Origin of the sequence: Nonomuraea sp. NPDC026600 (assembly GCF_040638335.1) — a bacterium.
Taxonomy (GTDB): Bacteria; Actinomycetota; Actinomycetes; order Streptosporangiales; family Streptosporangiaceae; genus Nonomuraea.
The window spans coordinates 363,820-384,044 of the sequence record NZ_JBEZYD010000004.1; the positions used below are offsets into that span (position 1 = coordinate 363,820).

At 70.7% G+C, this 20,225-nt stretch carries 19 protein-coding genes; 9 read left to right on the forward strand and 10 right to left on the reverse strand.

Features of this window, described 5'->3' with window-relative positions; translation table 11 throughout:
• Positions 1 to 12 precede the first annotated feature (12 nt).
• Complete coding sequence (locus AB0F17_RS11950; protein ID WP_358020286.1) at positions 13 to 792, forward strand: alpha/beta hydrolase; 780 nt, start codon at positions 13 to 15, stop codon at positions 790 to 792.
• Here the strand turns inward: AB0F17_RS11950 and AB0F17_RS11955 are convergent.
• From AB0F17_RS11955 to AB0F17_RS11970, 4 genes are all read right to left on the reverse strand, one after another.
• On the reverse strand, positions 783 to 2,216 hold the full coding sequence (locus AB0F17_RS11955) for an ATP-binding protein (RefSeq protein WP_358020289.1): 1,434 nt from the start codon (positions 2,214 to 2,216) through the stop codon (positions 783 to 785). The two genes, AB0F17_RS11950 and AB0F17_RS11955, sit on opposite strands and share 10 nt — an antisense overlap.
• Before the next feature lie 126 nt (positions 2,217 to 2,342).
• Complete coding sequence (locus AB0F17_RS11960) at positions 2,343 to 3,545, reverse strand: hypothetical protein (RefSeq protein ID WP_358020292.1); 1,203 nt, start codon at positions 3,543 to 3,545, stop codon at positions 2,343 to 2,345.
• Positions 3,546 to 3,684: 139 nt separating this feature from the next.
• Entirely contained in the window at positions 3,685 to 4,851 is a 1,167-nt protein-coding gene (locus AB0F17_RS11965) for a HAMP domain-containing sensor histidine kinase (RefSeq protein ID WP_358020295.1), read from the reverse strand.
• Complete coding sequence (locus AB0F17_RS11970) at positions 4,848 to 5,504, reverse strand: response regulator transcription factor (RefSeq protein WP_358020298.1); 657 nt, start codon at positions 5,502 to 5,504, stop codon at positions 4,848 to 4,850. Before AB0F17_RS11970 ends, AB0F17_RS11965 begins: the two co-directional genes overlap by 4 nt.
• 160 nt (positions 5,505 to 5,664) lie before the next feature.
• On the opposite strand from AB0F17_RS11970, the gene AB0F17_RS11975 reads away from it, so the two are divergent.
• Genes AB0F17_RS11975 through AB0F17_RS11990 form a run of 4 tightly spaced genes read left to right on the forward strand, consistent with a single transcriptional unit; the run spans position 5,665 to position 9,219 of the window.
• Complete coding sequence (locus AB0F17_RS11975) at positions 5,665 to 6,189, forward strand: hypothetical protein (protein WP_358020301.1); 525 nt, start codon at positions 5,665 to 5,667, stop codon at positions 6,187 to 6,189.
• Entirely contained in the window at positions 6,189 to 7,316 is a 1,128-nt protein-coding gene (locus tag AB0F17_RS11980) for a peptidoglycan-binding domain-containing protein (protein WP_358020303.1), read from the forward strand. The genes AB0F17_RS11975 and AB0F17_RS11980 overlap by 1 nt, the downstream gene beginning before the upstream one ends.
• Complete coding sequence (locus tag AB0F17_RS11985) at positions 7,313 to 7,993, forward strand: ABC transporter ATP-binding protein (RefSeq protein ID WP_358020305.1); 681 nt, start codon at positions 7,313 to 7,315, stop codon at positions 7,991 to 7,993. The genes AB0F17_RS11980 and AB0F17_RS11985 overlap by 4 nt, the downstream gene beginning before the upstream one ends.
• Positions 7,993 to 9,219 carry an ABC transporter permease gene (locus tag AB0F17_RS11990; RefSeq protein ID WP_358020308.1) on the forward strand — a complete coding sequence of 409 codons (1,227 nt, stop codon included), beginning with the start codon at positions 7,993 to 7,995 and terminating at the stop codon, positions 9,217 to 9,219. Before AB0F17_RS11985 ends, AB0F17_RS11990 begins: the two co-directional genes overlap by 1 nt.
• A gap of 35 nt (positions 9,220 to 9,254) precedes the next feature.
• Here AB0F17_RS11990 and AB0F17_RS11995 read toward each other — a convergent pair whose 3' ends face one another.
• On the reverse strand, positions 9,255 to 9,908 hold the full coding sequence (locus AB0F17_RS11995; protein WP_358020311.1) for a TetR family transcriptional regulator: 654 nt from the start codon (positions 9,906 to 9,908) through the stop codon (positions 9,255 to 9,257).
• Between the two features lie 80 nt (positions 9,909 to 9,988).
• Here AB0F17_RS11995 and AB0F17_RS12000 point away from each other — a divergent pair, with 80 nt between their 5' ends.
• From AB0F17_RS12000 to AB0F17_RS12010, 3 genes are read left to right on the forward strand one after another with little or no spacing between them, the layout of a single operon-like run.
• Positions 9,989 to 10,495 (forward strand): 2Fe-2S iron-sulfur cluster-binding protein, encoded by a 507-nt coding sequence (locus tag AB0F17_RS12000; protein ID WP_250907429.1) that lies wholly within the window; start codon positions 9,989 to 9,991, stop codon positions 10,493 to 10,495.
• Positions 10,492 to 11,478 carry a xanthine dehydrogenase family protein subunit M gene (locus AB0F17_RS12005; RefSeq protein ID WP_358020314.1) on the forward strand — a complete coding sequence of 329 codons (987 nt, stop codon included), beginning with the start codon at positions 10,492 to 10,494 and terminating at the stop codon, positions 11,476 to 11,478. Before AB0F17_RS12000 ends, AB0F17_RS12005 begins: the two co-directional genes overlap by 4 nt.
• Complete coding sequence (locus tag AB0F17_RS12010; RefSeq protein ID WP_358020317.1) at positions 11,475 to 13,775, forward strand: xanthine dehydrogenase family protein molybdopterin-binding subunit; 2,301 nt, start codon at positions 11,475 to 11,477, stop codon at positions 13,773 to 13,775. The genes AB0F17_RS12005 and AB0F17_RS12010 overlap by 4 nt, the downstream gene beginning before the upstream one ends.
• A 4-nt stretch (positions 13,776 to 13,779) precedes the next feature.
• Here AB0F17_RS12010 and AB0F17_RS12015 read toward each other — a convergent pair whose 3' ends face one another.
• The 4 genes from AB0F17_RS12015 to AB0F17_RS12030 are packed head-to-tail and all read right to left on the reverse strand — an operon-like array spanning position 13,780 to position 17,577.
• Positions 13,780 to 14,481, reverse strand: a complete 702-nt coding sequence (locus tag AB0F17_RS12015) for a phenylalanine--tRNA ligase beta subunit-related protein (RefSeq protein WP_358020320.1) — start codon at positions 14,479 to 14,481, stop codon at positions 13,780 to 13,782.
• Positions 14,482 to 14,495: 14 nt separating this feature from the next.
• Complete coding sequence (locus tag AB0F17_RS12020) at positions 14,496 to 15,329, reverse strand: carbohydrate ABC transporter permease (protein ID WP_358020323.1); 834 nt, start codon at positions 15,327 to 15,329, stop codon at positions 14,496 to 14,498.
• Positions 15,326 to 16,246: a sugar ABC transporter permease gene (locus AB0F17_RS12025; protein ID WP_358020326.1), complete on the reverse strand. Its 921-nt coding sequence runs from the start codon at positions 16,244 to 16,246 to the stop codon at positions 15,326 to 15,328. The genes AB0F17_RS12020 and AB0F17_RS12025 overlap by 4 nt, the downstream gene beginning before the upstream one ends.
• Positions 16,246 to 17,577, reverse strand: a complete 1,332-nt coding sequence (locus AB0F17_RS12030) for an extracellular solute-binding protein (protein WP_358020329.1) — start codon at positions 17,575 to 17,577, stop codon at positions 16,246 to 16,248. The genes AB0F17_RS12025 and AB0F17_RS12030 overlap by 1 nt, the downstream gene beginning before the upstream one ends.
• A 118-nt stretch (positions 17,578 to 17,695) precedes the next feature.
• Between AB0F17_RS12030 and AB0F17_RS12035 the strand changes: the two genes are divergently transcribed.
• Positions 17,696 to 19,186, forward strand: a complete 1,491-nt coding sequence (locus AB0F17_RS12035; RefSeq protein WP_358020332.1) for an alpha-N-arabinofuranosidase — start codon at positions 17,696 to 17,698, stop codon at positions 19,184 to 19,186.
• Here the strand turns inward: AB0F17_RS12035 and AB0F17_RS12040 are convergent, their stop codons facing one another.
• Positions 19,187 to 20,218 carry a LacI family DNA-binding transcriptional regulator gene (locus AB0F17_RS12040; RefSeq protein ID WP_358020335.1) on the reverse strand — a complete coding sequence of 344 codons (1,032 nt, stop codon included), beginning with the start codon at positions 20,216 to 20,218 and terminating at the stop codon, positions 19,187 to 19,189. It lies immediately after the preceding gene.
• Between the last annotated feature and the right edge of the window lie 7 nt (positions 20,219 to 20,225).

Sequence of the window (20,225 nt, forward strand, 5' to 3'; positions counted from 1 at the left end):
GAGTCCCCAGGCATGATCGACGTTCCCCTCTGGCCGGGGACTCCGCCCGGCCCGGCCACCGCTGAGTCGCCGAGCCTGACCCTGTACGCCGCGGACGGCCCGGCCACGGGCGCTGTGGTGGTGTGTCCCGGCGGCGGTTACGCCAGGCTGGCCGAGCACGAGGGTGCGGACGTGGCGCGCTGGCTGGTCACGCTGGGCATCGACGCCTACGTGCTCCGATATCGGGTGGCCGGGGACGAGCCGGGACGCGAGCCGCTGCATCCGGCTCCGCTGTACGACCTGCGCCAGGCGGTGCGCGTCGTCCGGGAGCGCGGGGCCGGGCGGGTCGCCGTCATGGGGTTCTCCGCGGGCGGCCACCTCGCCGCCACCCTCGCCACCTCGAAGGAGGGGGACCGCACCGATGCCGTCATCCTCGGGTACCCGGTCATCGACCTCACCGGGTCGCGCGTGCACTCCTGGTCTCGCCTCCGGCTGCTCGGCTCCGACGGCACCGAGGAGCAGGCGACGGCCCTGTCCGCGCACCTCAACGTGACGGCCGAGACGCCGCCGACGTTCCTCTGGCACACCGCGGCCGACGAAACAGTCCCGGCCGAGAACAGCCTGCTCTTCGCCGCCGCCCTCGCCCGCGCCGGCACGGCGTACGAGCTGCATGTCTTTCCCGAGGGCAAGCACGGGCTCGGGCTCGCCCAGGGCGACCTGGCCGCGTCCGCCTGGCCGGACCTCTGCGCCACCTGGCTCGCCGACCAGGGCTTCGACCGGATGGCGACCTGGAGGACAAGCGATCAAGCGTAGAGGTCGTCAAGTGTGATCAGGCGCACGTCGCTCCCTGGTTCGGCGCCGAGTCCCCGGGTGAATCCGGCGCCCGAATAACACGTGAGCACCGTGTCACGGGTGTCGTACCCCTTTGCCGTGAGCAGATCGCGCGCGCGCCGGAGCCGGGCCACATGCTCGGCTCCCATGGCCCTGTCCCACTTGACCTCGCCCAGTGAGAGAACCCGTCGCGGGCGTCCGTGATCCGCGGGCGCCAGAACAGCGACATCGACCTGGATCTGCGTGCGGTTGGCGGGATCGGGTACGACTCCACTCCCCACCTCACCGGCCGCGGTATCGGCATGCAGGGCGTACTCGCGGCAGAGCATCTCGACATGGGGGCCGACGACCTGCGACAGGAAGCGTGCCCTGCTGCCCCGCCACACCGTCGCCGCGTCCCCGCGCTCCAACCGCGCCCACTCCCTGACCATGATCGCCTGATAGAACGTGATGAGCGGTTCGGCCACCCGGTAGTAGCTGCGGTTCGGCCGGAAGAGATCGCGCTCTTTGACCAGGAGATGGCTGTCTTCCAGGACGCGGAGCGGGTGCGCGATCTCGTTGGACTTCCGCCCCACGTAGCCGGCGATTCCCCCTGACGTCGTGTTGCCGTCGGCGACGGCGGCAAGGACGGAGTGGTAGAGCGACGGGTCGCGGATCTCCATCTCTTCCGCCAACAGGTAGCGGGCCTCCCTGAACAACGGGACCTCGGCGTTCAACACAGATCTGATCACCCAGTCGTCGAAATCCGCCGGCCCGGCCGGGACATCGCCACGGACGAGCTCCTTCCGGTAGGCCGGTGTCCCACCCACCACCGCGTGGACCTGGGCCGCCAGACGCGGGTCGCTGATCCCCCAAAAGCGGGCGGCCTGGCGGTAGTCGAAGGGCCTGATGACCATTTCCAGTCCCGCGCGTCCGCGTAGCGGAGCCGTACCGGACAACAAACCGCCCATCACCGACATCGCTGAACCGCAGAGCAGCACCCTGGCCGTGCTGGCGGCTCCGGAGCCGCCAGGACCCAACTCCCGCTGGATGATCGAGGGAAGCTCTGGGGATGCCTTGACAAGATACGGAAACTCGTCAAAAACGACAGGCACCGGCCGATCGCGCACGACACTGAAGAGGTAGGGGATGGCGTCGATCCAATCGCGGAAGGCCGGAACAGGCGCGCCGGTGAATCTGATCAGTTCGTCCGCGAAGAGGCGCAACGCCACCGCCTCCGTCACCTCGAGCGCGGGGAAGTAGATGCCGCCCATGCTGCTCGCCAAGGCCTGCAGGAGATAACTCTTCCCTTGGCGGCGGCGGCCGCTCACCACACCGAGCCGAGCTCCCGGGCCCACTTCCGAAGCGAACGAGACCAGGCCCGCCCACTCTCGCTCACGGTCGAACACATGCTGGGGCTTCCGCATAAGTCGAAGTATACTTGACCGAACTAAAGTTGACTCAACCGTACTTCACAAAAGCAGACGGCTCCCGGCGTCCGGCGCAGCGGTCAGCTCGCGCACATCACCCACTCCATCGCAAAAGAGGAAGGTTCAGCCGGTGACCCGGGCCAGGAACTGGCCCTTGGCGTGCTCGTCGGTCTCCCGAGTGCCGTAGCCGGTGGCCCACAGGCCGCCGCCCGGCACAGCGCCGAGCTGCTTGATCCGGTAGTCGTCGAGCAGCGGCGGTTTCGGCGCCTGCTGCCAGGCGGTGCCGTCCCAGCGCAGCAGCACACCGACGCTGCGCGCGGTGTCGTCGTCCTGCCCGCTGCCTCCGGCCCACACCTCGGTGCCTTTCCAGGCCAGCGAGGTGATGGAGGATCCGTACCAGCCGGTGGTCGCCGGGGTCGGCGTCACCGTCCACCCGCTACCGTTCCAACGCATGGCGAACGCCTCGCGCTTCTTGACCGAAATGCCGTTGGCCTCGTAGGTGGTCCGCTGACCGGCCGCCCACACCTCGCCGGGCCGCGCGGCCACCGCGTCCAGGGTGGTCTCGACCAGCGCTTCCTTCGGCGGATCCGGCAGCCGGGACCAGGTGTGGCCGTCCCAGTGCAGCACCAGGGTGTGCGCATCGGTGCTCGGCCCGTAGCGGTTGGTGGTACCGACCGCCCAGACGTCGTCCGGCGCCAGAGCATGCACCGCGCTCAGGTCGGTGTTGCCCGCGAGCGGCGGGAGGCTCATCCTCTGCCAGGCGGTGCCGTCCCAGCGGATCACGCCCGCCGTGGAAACCTCACCGCTCGACTGGTAGGACCTGCCGACCGCGAAGGCGGTGCCGCCCACCGCGGCGACATCATCAAGGTAGAAAGGGGTGTTCTGTTCGGTCGGGTACGGAGTGAGGGTCCAGGCCATACCGTTCCAGTGGTAGGCGATGGTCGAACCGGTGGCCCACACGTCGTTCTCCGCGGCGGCCGACACCGAGGTCAGCGCGCCCCGGCAGGTGGTATCCGGCCGGTCGTTCACCCAATTCTGACCGTTCCAGCGGAACAGGTCGGGGCAGACCACACCCGGCGGCGGGTACGGCCAGCCCTCCATCCGCACCTGCCCCACAGCCCAAGCTTGGGTGCCGCTCAGCGCGGCGACATCGTTGAGTTCCTTGAGTTGCTTTACGGATTCGACGTACCCGTAGGGAAAAGACAGGTGGTCCCAGACCGGCGCAACTGTCGCGCCCGCCGGGGCCGCGGTCGCCAGGCTCGCGGTGAGCGCGACCGCGCCGAGAATTCTGCTGAATGTCAGGGATAATATTTTTCGCTTGGTCACGAACGTTTTCGTACCATCGCTGGTCAGCCGCGCACATGGCCCAGGGAATGCATAGGGGCTCTGGAGGAAAACCATAGGGGCCCCAGGGGGTGCCCTACTGGCTGCTACGCCGGGCAGTGCCCAGTGAGCGGGCCCGGGTCTAGTGGTGGGCCGAGCCCTGGCGCGGCAGGGTGGCCGTCACGATCAGGCCGCCGCCTTCGCGGGGCCGGGCCGAGACGTCGCCGCCGTGCGCCAGGGCGATCGAGCGCACGATGGACAGCCCCAGCCCCGCGCTCTTGGCCGTGACCACACGGTCGGGCCCGAGCCGGCGGAAGGGCTGGAACAGCGCCGGGATCTCGTACGGCGGCACGGGGGCCCCGGTGTTGCTGACCTCCACCTCGACGCGGCCGTCATGCGCGATGCGGCTGACGGTCCGCACCCAGCCGGTGCCGTCGTCGATGTTGTGCCGGATGCCGTTCTCGACCAGGTTGTGCACCAGCCGTTCGAGCAGCATCGCGTCCCCGCTGGTCGGCGCGGGCCCGGCCGCCTCCTCCAGGGTGACCTTCGACTCCGCGGCCTCGGCGGCGGCCTGCGCGACCACGTGGGACACCACATCGGCCAGGTCCACCGGCGACCGGTCACCGATCTCGTGCTCGGCGCGGGCCAGGAGCAACAGCCCGGAGATGAGCCGTTCGTGCCGGGCGTTGATCTCCAGCAGGCTCTCGCCGAGCTGCTTGACGTCGGCCGAGGCCGTACGGCGGTGCATGGCCAGCTCGACCAGCGCCCGGTTCAGCGTCAGCGGGGTGCGCAGCTCGTGCGAGGCGTTGGCGACGAACCTGCGCTGCCCGTCGAAGGAGTGGTCGAGTCGTTCGACCATGGTGTCGAAGGTGTCGGCGAGCTCCTTCACCTCGTCGGGCGGGCCGTTCAGCGCGATCCGCTCGTGCAGGCCGCGCTCGGCGACCGGCGCGGCCGCGATCCGCCGCGCGGTCTCGGTCACCCGGCGCAGCGGCGTGAGCACCCGTCCGGCGACCACCCACCCCACCCCTGACGCCGCGCCACCGACCACGACCAGCGCGATCGCGCCCTGGGTGAGCAGCGAGGTGGTCGCGGCGCCGCGCAGCAGGGTCTCCTGCTGCTTCATCCAGTTCATGGCCGTGTCGCGCTCCAGCGAGCCGGGGCCCTGGCCTCTGACGATGATGGATACCGTCTTCTGCTGGAGCTGCTGGTTGAACAGCAAGTACGTGACGCCGAGCAGCGTCAGTCCCGCGGCGAAGAACAGCGTGCCGTACACGAGGGTGAGCCGGGCGCGCAGCGTGGGAGCGGTCATGGAATCTGGTACCCCACTCCCGGCACGGTCTCCACGACCGACGGCACACCCAGCTTGCGGCGCAGCTTGAGTATGGTCAGGCGCACCGCGCTGGTGAACGGGTCGGCGTGCTCGTCCCACGCCTTCTCCAGCAGGTGCTCGGCGGGCACCACACCGCCGTCGGCGAGCAGCAGCTCGGCCAGCACGGCGAACTCCTTCTTCGACAGCGGCACGTACCTGCCGTCCCTGAACACCTCCCGGCGCGCGGGATCGAGGGTGATCCCCGCCCGCCGCAGCACCGGCGGCGCGGCGGGGCGCGAGCGCCGCCCGAGCGCCAGGACGCGGGCCGCGAGCTCGGGGAAGGCGAACGGCTTGGACAGGTAGTCGTCGGCGCCGAGAGAGAGCCCGGTCACCCGGTCACCGATCTCGGCGGCGGCGGTGAGCATCAGCACCCGCGCGGTCGACTCGGACGCGACCAGCTCCCTGCAGACGTCGTCACCGTGCACGCGCGGCAGGTCACGGTCCAGGACGACCACGTCGTAGTCGTTGACCGCGAGCCGCTCCAGTGCCGCTTCCCCGTCGTGCGCGGTGTCGACCGCGTGCGTCTCGTCACGCAGCCACTCGGCTATCGCGTCGGCGAGCATGCGCTCGTCCTCGACCACCAACACGCGCATCGCGGCCCCTGTCTCTTCTGTCATGTACAGGAGTGATCGTGCCGGGTGCGCTGTTTGTTCGGCGTTAGCACCGGTGGCAACGCCGGGGAAACGCGCCGCCCGATTGCATTCGTCTCGCATGGCCGGCGAAACGGACCGGCCACCGTACGAGGAGAAGAACATGCGACGAGGCATCCTGGCGGCGATCCCGCTGGCGCTGGCCCTTGCCCTGACCGGGTGCGGCGCGGAAGCGGGAGGCGGCGCCGACGTGGCCTCCGTGAGCAGCGGCAAACCGGCCGCCGCCGCCCCCAGCGCCTCGGCCGGCGAGGACCGGGCGGCGAAGGGGCTCAAGTTCGCCCAGTGCATGCGCGAGCACGGCGTCCCCATGGACGACCCCGAGCCCGGCAAGGGGGTTCTGCTCAAGATGGACAACAGCATCTCCCCGGAGACGGCGCAGAAGGCCCAGGAGGCCTGCAAGGAGTACGCGCCGAGCGGCGGTGGACCGGGCGGGAAGGTGGACCCCAAGATGGCCGAGCAGATGCGCAAGTACTCCCAGTGCATGCGGGACAGCGGCGTCGAGGCCTTCCCCGACCCTGACGGCGGCATGCTGCGCATGGACAGCGCGGCCGGCGAGGACCCGGACTTCAAGGCCGCGCAGGAGAAGTGCAAGGAGTTCATGCCCGGGATGCGCCAGGGCGGCTCCTGATGGGCACGGCCACCCTCGATGACAAGGTGGCGGCGGGCGGGGATCACCCGCGCCGCCGCCGCGGTCGCGGCAGGCGGGTCGCGGGCCTGCTCGTCGCGGTCGCCGTCATCGGTACGGCCGGCGTGGCCGTGAACGGCCTGGGCCTCCTGGGCGGCGACCGTACGACGGACAAGACGGTCAGTGCCCTGCCGCCGGCCACCACCACGGTGACCAGGCAGACGCTGCTCGACACGCTGGAGGCCGACGGCGATCTCGGCTACGGCCCGACCACCACTGCGGTGAGCAGGAAGCCGGGCACGGTCACCTGGCTGCCGGACAGCGGCGACACGATCACCAGGGGCAAGTCCCTGTACCGGCTCGACACCCAGCCGGTGGTGCTGATGTACGGCAAGACGCCCGCCTACCGCGACCTGCGGATCGGCACCGAGGGCAGGGACGTCGAGCAGCTCGAACGCAACCTCAAGGCCCTCGGCTACGACGGCTTCACCGTGGACGACGAGTACACCGACTCCACCGCCGACGCGATCAGAGAGTGGCAGGAGGACCGGAACCTTGACGAGACGGGCGTCGTCGAGCTCGGCCGGGTCGTCTTCGCCGCCGGCAAGGTCCGCGTGGACAGCCTGGAGTCCGAGGCCGGCCAGCCCACCGCGCCGGGCCAGAAGGTGCTCTCCTACACCGGCACCGACAAGGTGATCACCGTCAAACTGGAGACGGAGGACCAGCGGGTGGCGAAGAAGGGCGCCAAGGCGTCGGTCACGCTGCCCGGCGACAAGACCGTGTCCGGCAAGGTCACCGAGGTCGCCACCATCATCGAGCCGGGCGAGGGGCAGGGCGCGGATCCCGAGACGCGGGTCGAGGCGCTCGTCTCCCTCGGCAGCCAGAAGGCGGCCAAGGGCCTCGACAAGGCCGCGGTGGACGTCACCTTCACGGCTTCGAAGCGCAAGAACGTGCTGACCGTCCCGATCGCCGCGCTCGTGGCGCTCAAAGAAGGCGGGTACGGCGTGGAGGTCGTCGAAGGCGGCAAGTCCCGCTATGTCGGCGTGAAGACAGGTCTGTTCTCCGGCGGCCGGGTCGAGATCTCCGGCGACGGCCTGGCCGAGGGCATGAGCGTCGGGATGCCCCGATGATCTCCCTCACGGACGTCACCCGCTCCTATCCCGGCGGGGTCACCGCACTCGACAAGGTGTCCCTGGAGATCGAGCGCGGCGAGCTCGTCGCCATCGTCGGCCCGTCGGGCTCGGGCAAGTCGACGATGCTCAACGTCGTCGGCACGCTCGACCGCCCGACCTCAGGAACCGTGCGCATCGACGGGTACGACGTGGCGAAACTGTCGGACGGCCAGCTCTCCGCGCTGCGGGCGACCCGCATCGGCTTCGTCTTCCAGCACTTCCACCTCGCCGCCAAGGTCGCGGCGGTCGACAACGTGGCCGACGGCCTCGTCTACACCGGTATCGGGCGATCCGAGCGGCGGCGGCGAGCCGCGGCCGCGCTGGAGCGGGTCGGACTCGGCCACCGCCTCGACCACGAGCCGCACGAACTGTCCGGCGGCGAACGGCAGCGCGTGGCCATCGCCAGGGCCGTGGCGGGAGATCCCCCGCTGCTCCTGGCCGACGAGCCGACCGGCGCCCTGGACTCCGTCTCGGGCACCGGCGTGATGGACCTGCTGCACGATCTGAACGCGGCCGGCACCACCATCGTGATCATCACGCACGACCGGGAGATCGCCGCGAGCCTGCCCCGGCAGGTACGGATGCGCGACGGCCAGATCGTCTCCGACTCCGCGGCCGAAGAGAAGGTGGCCTGATGGCAGCCGTCATCGAGCACGCGAGACTGCCGAAGCTGACTCCGGCCAGGATGAAGCCGGGCGATGTGCTGCGGGTCGGCGCCGTCGGCCTGCGGACCCGCCCGCTGCGGGCGTTCCTGTCCGCGCTCGGCATCGCCATCGGCATCGCGGCGATGATCGGTGTGGTCGGCATCTCGTCCTCATCGGGCGCCGAGCTCGACCGTACGCTCTCGGCTCTCGGCACCAACCTGCTCACCGTCTCCTCCGGGCAGACGCTGATGGGCGAGCCGGCCAAGATGCCGGTCGAGGCCGAGGCGATGATCGAGCGGATCGGGCCGGTCCAGGCCGTCTCGGCGGCCGGGAAGGTGGGCGACGCCAAGGTCTACCGGTCGGAGGAGGTGCCCAAGGCGCAGACCAACGGCCTCAACACCTACGCCGCCCGGCTCGACCTGCCCGCCACGGTGGGCGCGACGCTGCGCAGCGGCACCTGGCTCAACGCGGCCACCGAGCGGTACCCGGCCGCGGTGCTCGGGTCGAGCGCGGCCCAGCGGCTCGGGGTGGGCGCGGCGGGGCCGGACACGCAGGTGGTCGTGGGCGGCAAGCGGTTCACGGTCGTCGGCGTACTCGACCCGGTGCCGCTCGCCGAGGAGCTGGACTCCGCGGTACTGGTCGGCTGGCCCGTCGCGGAGGCCGAGCTGGACTTCGACGGGTACCCGACGACCCTCTACACCCGCATGGAGGAGGCCAGCCTGGAGACGGTCCGCTCGGTGCTGGCGGGCACGGCCAATCCGGAGGCGCCCAACGAGATCGACGTCTCACGCCCGTCCGACGCGCTGGCCGCCAAGCAGGCGACCAGCCAGGCGTTCACCGGGCTGCTGCTGGGCGTCGGGGCGGTCGCGCTGCTCGTCGGCGGCGTCGGGGTGGCCAACACCATGGTCATCTCGGTGCTGGAACGGCGCTCGGAGATCGGCCTGCGCCGCTCGCTCGGCGCGACCCGCGGGCAGATCCGCACGCAGTTCCTCGCCGAGTCGCTGCTGCTCTCGGCCCTCGGCGGGGCGGGCGGGGTGCTCATCGGGACCGGGGTCACGATGGGGTACGCGCTGTACCAGGGCTGGCCCGCGGTGATCCCGGGGTGGGCGACGGCGGGCGGCCTCGCGGCGACCCTCGCGATCGGCGCCGTCGCCGGGCTGTACCCGGCGGTCCGGGCCTCCCGCCTCTCCCCGACCGAGGCACTCGCCACCGCCTGACCGGCCATCGCCGAAGGGCAGCCGGCCCGGCGCGGTCAGCGCTGGGCGGGAAGCCCGGCCGCGAGGGCGGCGAGCATGCGCCTCATCGTGGGCTGGAACGGCAGGCAGCGGGCCGCGATGTCAGGATCCTGGGCGTAGAGCTCCCGCAGGGCAGGCGGCGGGTTCGCCATCGGGAAGAGCATGCCCGCCAGCGCGGCGGCCGCCCCGGCCAGCTCGATCCCCTCGCCGGTGGTCAGGCCGGGGTAGGCCAGGGCGACGCGCGCTCCGAGGTCGTCGACCGTACTGATCACCGCGCGCTTGAAGACGCGGGCCGCCGAGACCGAGATGTTGTGCTCCAGCGTGATCGAGACGTGGCCCAGCAGGTCGCAGAAGAGCGGCCGCTCGGTCAAGGTGTCGACCAGCGCGGCGATCACGTCGTCGGGCGAGACGGCCGTGGCGAGCCGGGCGGCGACCTCGTCCGACCAGTCGAGCCACTCCTCGACGGCGAGTTCGAGGTAGATCTCCTCACGGGTCCCGAAATATCGCACCACGTTGGACTTCGCCAGCCCGACCGCCGTCGCGACCCCGCCCAGGCTGACGTTGCGGACCCCGACCTCGATGGCAAGCTGCCGCGCGGCGGCGAGGATCGCCTCGCGCCGCTGCTGCTTGTGCTCCGGGCGCCTGGCTCGAAGGAATACCGATCGTGTCATCTCCGGGCCAAGCATACGAGCATGATAACGAAACACCGTTCTCTTGTTAAGATTACACCGTCCTGTTAACGTCACCCCATATGACGCGAACCCACCCGGAGGGACATGTGGTCACGCTGCGTATGCGGGTGAACGGCACAACTCGCTCGCTCGACATCGAACCATGGGTCAGCCTGCTCGACGCGCTACGCGAGCAGCTCGACCTGACCGGCACGAAGAAGGGCTGTGACCAGGGCGCCTGCGGGGCCTGCACGGTGCTGGCCGACGGCGAGCGGATCAACTCCTGTCTGGCTCTCGCGGTGCAGTACGAGGACCGCGACATCACCACCATCGAGGGGATCACGCACCCGATCCAGCAGGCGTTCATCGAGCACGACGGCTTCCAGTGCGGTTACTGCACCTCCGGCCAGATCTGCTCGGCGATCGGCATGCTGGCCGAGCACGGGGCGGGGATGCCCAGCGCGGTCACCGAGCCGGGAGCCACCGGGCTGTCGGAGGCCGAGATCAGGGAGCGCATGAGCGGCAACCTGTGCCGCTGCGGCGCGTACAACGGGATCGTCGACGCGATCAAGGAGGTGGCGCGATGAAGCCGTTCGCGTACGTCAGCGCCCCCGACGTGGCGACGGCCGTCCGCGTGATCGCGGCGGAGCCCAACGCGAAGTTCCTCGGCGGCGGGACGAACCTCGTCGACCTGATGCGCGAGGACATCGAGCAGCCCGACACGGTGGTCGACATCACCCGGCTGCCGCTGACCGAGATCGAGGAGCTGCCCGGCGGCGGCGTGCGCGTCGGAGCGCTGGTGCGCAACAGCCACCTGGCCGCCCACCGGCTGGTCAGGACCCGCTATCCGCTGCTGTCGCAGGCGATACTCGCGGGCGCCTCGGCGCAGTTGCGCAACATGGCCACGGTGGGTGGCAACCTGCTGCAGCGCACCCGGTGCCCCTACTTCTACGACGGCGCGGCGGCCTGCAACAAGCGCGTGCCCGGCAGCGGCTGCGACGCGATCGGCGGCTTCAACCGCAACCACGCCGTTCTCGGTGTGAGCGACGACTGCATCGCCACGCACCCCTCGGACATGTGCGTCGCGCTCGCCGCGCTGGACGCCACCGTCGAGGTGCAGAGTGTACGCGGCCTGCGGCGCGTGCCGCTGGCCGACTTCTACCGGCTGCCCGGCGGCACACCGCACCTGGAGACGGCGCTGGAGCCGGACGAGCTGATCACCGCGATCGAGGTGCCGGAGCTGACGGCGCCCTCGTGTTACCGCAAGGTGCGCGACCGGGCCTCGTACGCGTTCGCCCTGGTGTCGGTCGCCGCCGCGCTGGAGGTCACCGACGGGGTGGTGACGGACGTACGGCTGGCGCTCGGCGGGGTCGCGGCCAAGCCGTGGCGGGCCCGCCAGGCCGAGGCGGTGCTGCTCGGCGCCCCGGCCACCGAGGAGTCGTTCGGCCGGGCGGCGGAGGCGGAGCTGGAGCCGGCGGTCGGCAGGCCGGACAACACCTTCAAGATCGAGCTGGCCCGGCGGACGATCGTGGCGACACTGCGGCGGCTCAGCGACAGGAGGACGGCATGACCACCACCACCACCGAGACGCAGAGCCCACCGCGCGAGCGGGCCGTGGGCCGGGGGATCGACCGGGTCGACGGCCCGGAGAAGACGACGGGCAAGGCCCGGTTCGCCGCCGAGTTCCCGTACCCGGACCTCGCGTACGCCGCCCTGGTGCACGCGACGGTCGCGCGCGGCCGGATCACCGGCATCGACGTCAAGGCGGCCGAGGCGGTGACGGGCGTCCTGTCGGTGATCACCCACCTGAACGCGCCCGTGCTGAAGCCGGCGCCCGCGCAGAGCATGCTCGACCTGAGCACGATGGTCTCCGCGACGTCGGTCAACTACCTCAACACCGACGAGGTGCACTGGGACGGCCAGCCGGTGGCGGTCGTCGTCGCGGAGAGCCTGGAGGCGGCGCGGCGTGGCGCGGCCCTGGTCGAGGTGACCTACCAGGAGTTCCCGGCCGTGGTGGACTTCGCCGCGGAGGAGGCGAACGCCAAGCCGCAGAAGAGCAGCATGCTGGGGTCGGGCAGCGCCAAGAAGGGCGACGCGGAGGCGGCGCTGGCGGCGGCACCGGTGTCGGTGGACCTGCGCTTCACCACCCCGCCCCACAACCACAACGCGATCGAGCCACACGCGACCACGGCCGTCTGGGACGGCGACCGGCTGACCGTCCACGAGGGCAGTCAGGCCATCGCGTGGATGCGCAAGCACCTCGCGCTCAGGTTCGGCATCCCCGAGCGGAACGTCCGCATGACCTCCCCGTACGTCGGCGGCGGCTTCGGCGGCAAGGGCCTGATCTGGCCGGGCACGATCCTGACCGCACTGGCCGCCCGGGCGACCGGCAGGCCGGTGCGGATGATGCTGACCAGGGAGGGCGTCTACCGTACGGTCGGCGGGCGCACGCCCTCGACCCAGCGCGTCGCGCTCGGCGCCGGCCAGGACGGCAGGCTGACCGCGCTGATCCACACCAGCGTGACCAGGTCCGGGAAGGTGGGCGGCGGCCCCGAGGGAGTCACCACCGCCGCCCGGCACCTCTACGACGCCGAGAACATCCTCGTCCAGCAGAACCTCGTCGAGATGGACCTGATCCCCAACACGTTCATGCGCGCGCCCGGCGAGTCCATCGGCACGTTCGGGCTGGAGGCGGCGATCGACGAGCTGGCCGGCGAGCTCGGCGTCGACCCGATCGAGCTGCGGATGCGCAACGAGCCCGCGCGCAACCCGCTCGACGGCAAGCGTTTCGCGCACCGGATGCTGCGCGAGGCGTACGCGCTGGGCGCCGAGCGGTTCGGCTGGGCCGAGCGCACGCCGGAGCCCGGCTCGATGCGCGACGGCAGGTGGCTCGTCGGCATGGGGGTGGCGACGGCTTACCACCCGTCGGTGCAGTTCACGGCCAACGTCACCGCGCGGCTCTCGGCCGACGGCACGGTGGTGGTGCGCTGCGGCTTCCAGGAGATGGGCATGGGCGGCGCGACCGCGCAGGCGCAGATCGCCGCCGACGAGCTGGGCGTGCCTTATGAGGCGGTCCGGGTGGAGTACGGCGACACGGACCTGCCGACCGGGCCGATGGCGGGCGGTTCCGCGCAGACCGCGAGCGTCGCGGCCAGCCTGCTGGCGGCCTGCGCGAAGCTGAAGGGGGAAGTGCTGGGCCTGGCCAAGCGCTCCGGCGACTCGCCGCTGCGCGGGCAGCGGCTCGCCTCGGTCGAGGCCAGGGACGGCGGGCTCTACCGGCTCGACCGGCCGGACTCCGGCGAGAGCTACGAGGCCATCCTGTCCAGGGCGGGCCGGCCGTACGTCGAGGCCGCCGTCGGGGCCGAATCGGGCCTCGGCGCGGTGGCCGGGCAGGTCAGGTTCATGGCGAAGTTCCTCGGCGACCGGCGGCGCTGGGTCAAGGCCGCGTGCGGCGCCCAGTTCTGCGAGGTGCGCGTCGACCAGGACACCGGCGAGGTGCGGGTGTCGCGCTGGCTCGGCGTGTTCGACGTGGGCCGGGTGATCAACGCGAAGACGGCGGCCAGCCAGCTCCGGGGCGGCATCGTGATGGGGATCGGCATGGCGCTGTCGGAGGAGACGCTGGTCGACCCGCGCAACGGGCGCGTGATGAACCCGGGGCTGGGCGACTACCACATCCCCGTGCACGCCGACATCCCGCCGATCGACATCCACTACCTGGACGAGCCCGACCCGACCATGCCCCTGGGCCTGATCGGCATCGGCGAGGTGAGCATCACGGGCGTCGCGGGGGCCATCGCGAACGCCGTGCACCACGCCACCGGCAAGCGCGTCCGCGACCTGCCGATCACCCTGGACAAGCTCTTGTGACCGGCTAGCCCGCCGGGAACTCGAACCTCGCCGCCGCCGGGCTGAGCAGCGCGGTCTCCGGCCTCGCCGGCCAGAGGGCGGCCAGTTCGTCCGCGAGCACGTCGGTGAGCTCGCGGACGTCGTCCGCCGCCGTGTCGTGCAGCGCCTCCGCCACGATCAGCACGGTGGCGGTCTTGTCCCGTACGGCCGAGCGGCCGCTCTGCCGGTTCGTCCAGCGCCGGGCATGCGCTCGACCGGCGGCGTCGGCGAAGATCACCTCGCCGGGCTCGGGGCGCTCGGTCTCGCCCGAGAACGTCAGGTAGCTCTCGTCGCCGGCCGCGTGCCGTACCTCGAGGCTGCCGGTGACCTCCGCGACGTCGAACACGGCCACCGGGATCGCGTACGCGAGCGAGACCGCGTTGCAGAGGTCGATCAGGGGATGGATCCGGGGCAGCGCCCCCTCCTTCCTGAAGCGGCGCAGCAGCGACTCCGAGGCGCAGCGGTACTGGGTCGGCTTGAGCCCCATCTTCGAGAAGGTCCGCCGCCACGCCTGGATCTCCGGCAGCTCGGACTCCGCGCCGGTCGCGAGCCGGGCTTCGGCGGTGGCGCCGAAGCGGGCGATCGGCGGACCGGCGTCGGCGTCCGGCGTGATGCCCGTGGCGAAGACCACGCCGGCCGCGAGTTCGGGATGCTCAGTCCACATCTGGTCCGCGTGCTGGAAGTACATAAGAACGCATGATGTCACTGACCGGCGAGGCCGGCATGGGCGACTCCCCGGATGATCTGACGCTGGAAGAGGACGAAGACCACCAGCAGCGGCAACCCGGCGAGCACCACGCTGGCCATGATCTGCGCGTACCGGAGACCGAACGTGCCCTGCACCACGTTGGCCAGGCCGACCGGCAGCGTCATCGTGTTGGGGTCGGTCGAGACCAGGAACGGCCAGAGGAAGTTGTTCCACGTCGTGATGAACGTGAAGATCGACACGGCCGCGAGCACCGGGCGCGACAGCGGCAGGACGATCGTGAAGAACACCCGCCAGCGCCCGGCCCCGTCCACGAAGGCCGCCTGCTCCAGCTCCACCGGCACGTCCTGGAAGAACTTGTAGAGGATGTACACGATCAGCGGCGCCGCGACCTGCGGCAGGATGATCGACCACCAGGTGTCGACCAGTCCGAACGCCACCATCTCGGCGAACAGCGGTGCGATGAGCACCTGCGGCGGCACCATGATCCCGGCCAGGATGACCGCCAGCAGCACCCGCTGGCCGCGGAACTGGGTGCGCGCGAAGCCGTACGCGGCCATCGCCGAGAACAGCACGGTCATGAAGGTGACGACGACCGCGGTGACCGTCGAGTTGATCGCCCACTTGACGATGCCGCCGGTCGCCAGCACCAGCCGGTAGGCGTCCAGGGTGAGCTCGCTGCCGAACCACTGGAGCGGGAGCTTGGTGGTCTCGGACTCGGGCTTCAGCGAGGTGGCGACGGCCCAGGCGATGGGGGCGATCCAGACGATGGCGAGCGCCGCCGCGATCACCAGCAGGATGATCTGGGAGGGGCTGAACCGCTTGGTCATGACAGGGCCTCCTCGCGCTTGCGGAGCAGCCGGAGCTGCCCCAGCGACACGATGACGATCAGGACGAAGAGGATGTAGGTGATGGCCGACGCGTAGCCGATGCGGTAGCCGGAGAAGCCGACCTCGTAGGCGTACTCGATGATCGGCCGGGTGGCCTCCTCGGGGCCGCCGTTCGTCATCAGGTAGATCTGGTCGAAGACCTTCAGCGACGCCAGGAGTTGCAGCACCACGATGAGCACGGTCGTCCGGCCGAGCAGCGGCAGCGTGATCGAGCGCAGCTTGGTCCAGGCCGTCGCCCCGTCGATCGCGGCGGCGTCGTACAGGTGCTGGGGGATCGACTGCAGGGCGGCGAGGTAGAGCAGGAAGTTGAAGCCGACCGTCCACCAGACGGTGGTCAGCACCATCGACCACATCGCCACGTCCGGGTCGCCCAGCCAGAGGACATGGGTGCCCAGCGTGCCGTTGAGCAGGCCGTAGTCGGGCGGATAGATCATCTGCAGCCAGAGCACCGCGATGACGGCCGACGGCAGCAGGAACGGCCCGAAGAACGACAGCCGCCACAGCCACTGCAGGAAGCGCAGGTTGTGCACCAGCAGGGCGAATGCCAGGCCGAGCAGCACCAGCGGGATCGTGCTCAGCACGGTGAACACCAGCGTGTTCCACAGCGAGTGCCACATCCTGGGATCGCTGAACGCCTCGGCGTAGTTGGCGAACCCGACGAGCTCGTTGTTGCCGCCCGCGATGTTGACGCTCGACAGGCTCATGCGGAAGCCGAGCACGGTCGGCCACACCAGGAAGACGACGTAGATCAGCAGAAAAGGCGCGACGAACAGCAGCCCGTGCTGGGTCCAGCGGCGCCGTACCTGGATCTGGGAGACCGGAGCGGTGGCGGCGGGGGCTGCGACAGTGGCGGCCATCATCCCTCCTTGACAGGGAAGGGGTTGGGGGCTGACATGAGCCGGCGCAGCGCCTGCTTGGCCGTCTCCAGGCCCTGTTCGGGCGTTCGCGACCCGCTGATGACCGGCGAGAACGCGTCGCCGAACTCGATCCACAACCGAGACGCGGATCCGGCGAACCACACCTTCGGGTCCAGCGCGACCTCGGTGATGACCGAGCGGTACTCCGACTGCGGTTGCAGCGCGAGGTAGGAGGGCTCCTCCAGCGCGGGCAGGTAGGCGGGCACATGCCCGGCCACCGCCCAGTCGGCACTGTGCTTGACCAGGTAGGCGATGAACCGGTAGGTCGCCGCCTCGGTCTCCGGGTCCCGGCTGCGCTGGTGCGGCAGCACGAACGAGTGGCAGTCGGCCTGGGCCGCGCCGCTGCCGAAGACGCTGGGGAAGCGGGCCATGCTGAACGGCGTCTTGCGTTCCTTCAACCCGGTGGTCTCCCAGTCGCCGTTCCACAGGAAGGCCGCCTCGCCGTTGGTGAAGGCGGCCACGGACGCGCCGTAGTCGGTGCGCGTGCCGCACAGCCCTTCCTTGCCGAGCAACTGCATGAACCGCAGCGTGTCGAGCGCCTTGGCGTCGTCCAGGGTGACCCGGGCACCGTCGTCCGACACCAGCGTGCCGCCGCTCTGCGCGTACAGCGACTCCCACACCCGCCACGGCCCGACCGTGCCCAGGCCGAGCATGTCGAAGACCAGCGGCGGCTTGCCGCCGAGCGTGTCCTTGGCCGTGCGCAGCATGGCCAGCAGCGCGTCCGTCCCGGTGGTCGGCTTCAGCCTGCCGTCGGCGCCGAGCAGGCCGGCCCGGCGGGAGATGTCGGTGTTGTAGTACTGGACCATGGGATGGGCGTCGAACGGCACGGCGTACAGCTCGCCGTCGATGTGGGCGCGTTCCCAGATGGGCGGGCTGAAGTCGGCGGCCCGCAGACCGTTCTCGGCGAGCAGGTCGAGGTTGATCGGGTCGAGTATCCGGCCGGCGCCGATCCCGGACAGGCGGGCCAGGTGGAATGTGGCCAGGTCGGGCGAGCGCCCGCCCGCTCCGGCCATCGCGATCTTCGTGTAGTACGGCTCGCCCCACGCGAGCACGTTCTCCTCGACGAAGATGTCAGGATTGGCCTTGGCGAACGCGCCGACCATCCGGTTCATGATGATGCCGTCGCTGGCGCCGAGGAAGTGCCAGTAGCGGACCCGGCGCTGGGCCGAGCCCAGGCCGACGGGGATCGCGCAGCCGGCCGCGCCGGCACCGAGAAGGGCGAGGGTGCCGCCGAGGAGATGGCGGCGGGAGACGGGTGAGGGACCTTCCATGAGTGGCCTCTTTTCGGGTTACCCGAGTGTTTGCGGTAACACCAGAGCTGTCAAGAGCCCTTGACCCGCCCTATGGGAGCGCTAACAATCTATGAATCACTTCCGAGGAGTTTGTACAGTGCACGAAGCGCATATCACCATCGACCCCGCCTTCCGCGTGGCCCCGGTACGCCGCCGTACCTTCGGCACGTTCGTCGAACACCTGGGCCGTTGCGTCTATACCGGCATCTACGAGCCGGGCCACCCGACCGCCGACGCGGACGGCTTCCGTCGCGACGTTCTCGACCTGACCCGCGAGCTGGGCGTGTCCACGGTCCGCTATCCGGGCGGCAACTTCGTGTCCGGCTACCGCTGGGAGGACGGCATCGGGCCGGTCGCCGATCGGCCCCGGCGGCTGGACCTGGCCTGGCACAGCACCGAGACCAATGAGGTCGGGGTGGATGAGTTCGTCCGCTGGTGCCGCAAGGCCGGGGTGGAGCCGATGATGGCGCTCAACCTCGGCACCCGTGGCATCGCCGAGGCTTTGGACCTGCTCGAATACTGCAACCACCCGTCCGGCACCGCGCTGTCCGACCTGCGGATCGCCAACGGCGCCAAGGAGCCGCACGGCATCCGGATGTGGTGCCTGGGCAACGAGATGGACGGCCCGTGGCAGACCGGCCACAAGACAGCCCGCGAGTACGGCCGGCTGGCCGCCGAGACCGCCCGCGCCATGCGCATGGTCGACGGCGAACTGGAGCTGGTCGCCTGCGGCAGTTCGGGCTCGTCGATGCCGACCTTCGGCGCGTGGGAGGCCACGGTGCTGGAGGAGACCTATGACGTGGTCGACTATGTCTCCTGCCACGCCTACTACGAGGAGAAGGACGGCGATCTCGCCAGCTTCCTGGCCTCCTCGACCGACATGGAGTACTTCATCTCCTCGGTCGTGTCCACCGCCGACAGCGTCGGGGCCCGGCTGAAGTCGCGAAAGAAGATCAACCTCTCGTTCGACGAGTGGAACGTCTGGTACCTGTCCCGCTTCCAGTCCGCCGAGCCGCCGCGCGACTGGCCGGTCGCGCCGCCGCTGCTGGAGGACCACTACCACCTGGCGGACGCGGTGGCCTTCGGCGGCCTGCTGATCACCCTCCTGCGCAACAGCGACCGGGTGACCTCCGCCTCGCTGGCCCAGTTGGTCAACGTGATCGCGCCGATCATGACCTCGCCCGGCGGGTCCGCGTGGAAGCAGACCACCTTCCACCCCTTCGCGCAGGCGTCCCGGTACGCCGCCGGCGACGTGCTCCGCGTCGAGGCGACCTCGCCGAGCCACGACACCAAGGAGTACGGGGAGGTGCCGCTGCTGCACGCCGTCGCCACGCACTCCGGCGACGAGACCGTGATCTTCGCCGTCAACCGCTCGACCGACGAGCCGCTCTCCCTGGAGATCGACGCGCGGTCGCTGGGCGGCGCCCGCATCATCGAGGCCACCACGCTGGCGGGCCCCGACGTCTACGCCCGCAACACGGCCGAGGCGCCGGACACCGTCGCACCCCGGCCGAACCCGGACGTCCAGCACGATCCGCTCCGCGTGCTGCTGCCTCCTGTGTCATGGAACGTGATCCGCCTCGGCTGATCACCTCGTATGGCTGGCGCCCGTGCTCTCCCTGACCACGAGCTCGGGCTCCACCAGCCGCTGGGTCTCCTTCTCCGCGCCCGCCATCCGGTCGAGGAGCAGGTGGAAAGCGCTCCTGCCGACCTCGCGGAAGTCCTGCCGGACCGTGGTGAGCGGGGGCCAGTAGTAGGCCGCCTCGGGAATGTCGTCGAAGCCGATGACGCTCACCTCCTCCGGCACCCGGCGCCCGGCCTCGCGCATCGCCCGGAGGACGCCCAGCGCCATCTGGTCGTTGCCCACGAAGACGGCCGTGACCGACGGGTCGGCGGCCAGCCGCCGGCCGTGCTGGTAGCCCGACCGGGGGCTCCAGTCACCGCGTAACAGCTCGGGCACCGGCCGGCCCTCGGCTTCCAGCGCCCCCCGCCAGCCCTCGATCCGGCCGCTGGCGTCGATCCAGTCGACCGGCCCGCTCACGTGCCAGACCGTCTCGTGGCCGAGGCTCAGCAGGTGGCGGGTCGCCCGCGCGGCACCCGCCCGCTGGTCGACCATGACCACCGGCACCGGGGCGTCCTTACCCGCGTCGACGGCCACCACCGGCAGATCGGGCGGCAGGTAACGCAGGCCGTCGACCGCCGACTCGTGGGGCGCGACGATGACCACGCCGTCGACGGACTGGGTCCGGAGGCGGTGCACGCCCTCCTCGATCGACTTGCGGTTGAGCAGGCTCAGACTGGCGATGCTCACGGTGTAGCCGGCCAGGCGGGCCGCCTGCTCTATGCAGTAGAGGGTGGAGGCCGGGCCGTACAGGGTGGTGTCGATGCTGACCACGCCGAGCACGCCCGAACGGCCCGTGACCAGCTGGCGAGCAGCCGAGTTGGGCCAGTAGTCGAGCTCGCGCACGGCGGCCAGCACGCGCTCCCGGGTCTCGGCGCGGACCCGGTCGGGCGCGTTGAGCACCCGCGAGACCGTCATCGCCGAGACGCCCGCCAGCGCGGCCACGTCGCCGAGCACGGCGGGCCTGGTGCGCGACTTGCCGTCCGATCCCCCAGCCATCCGGATC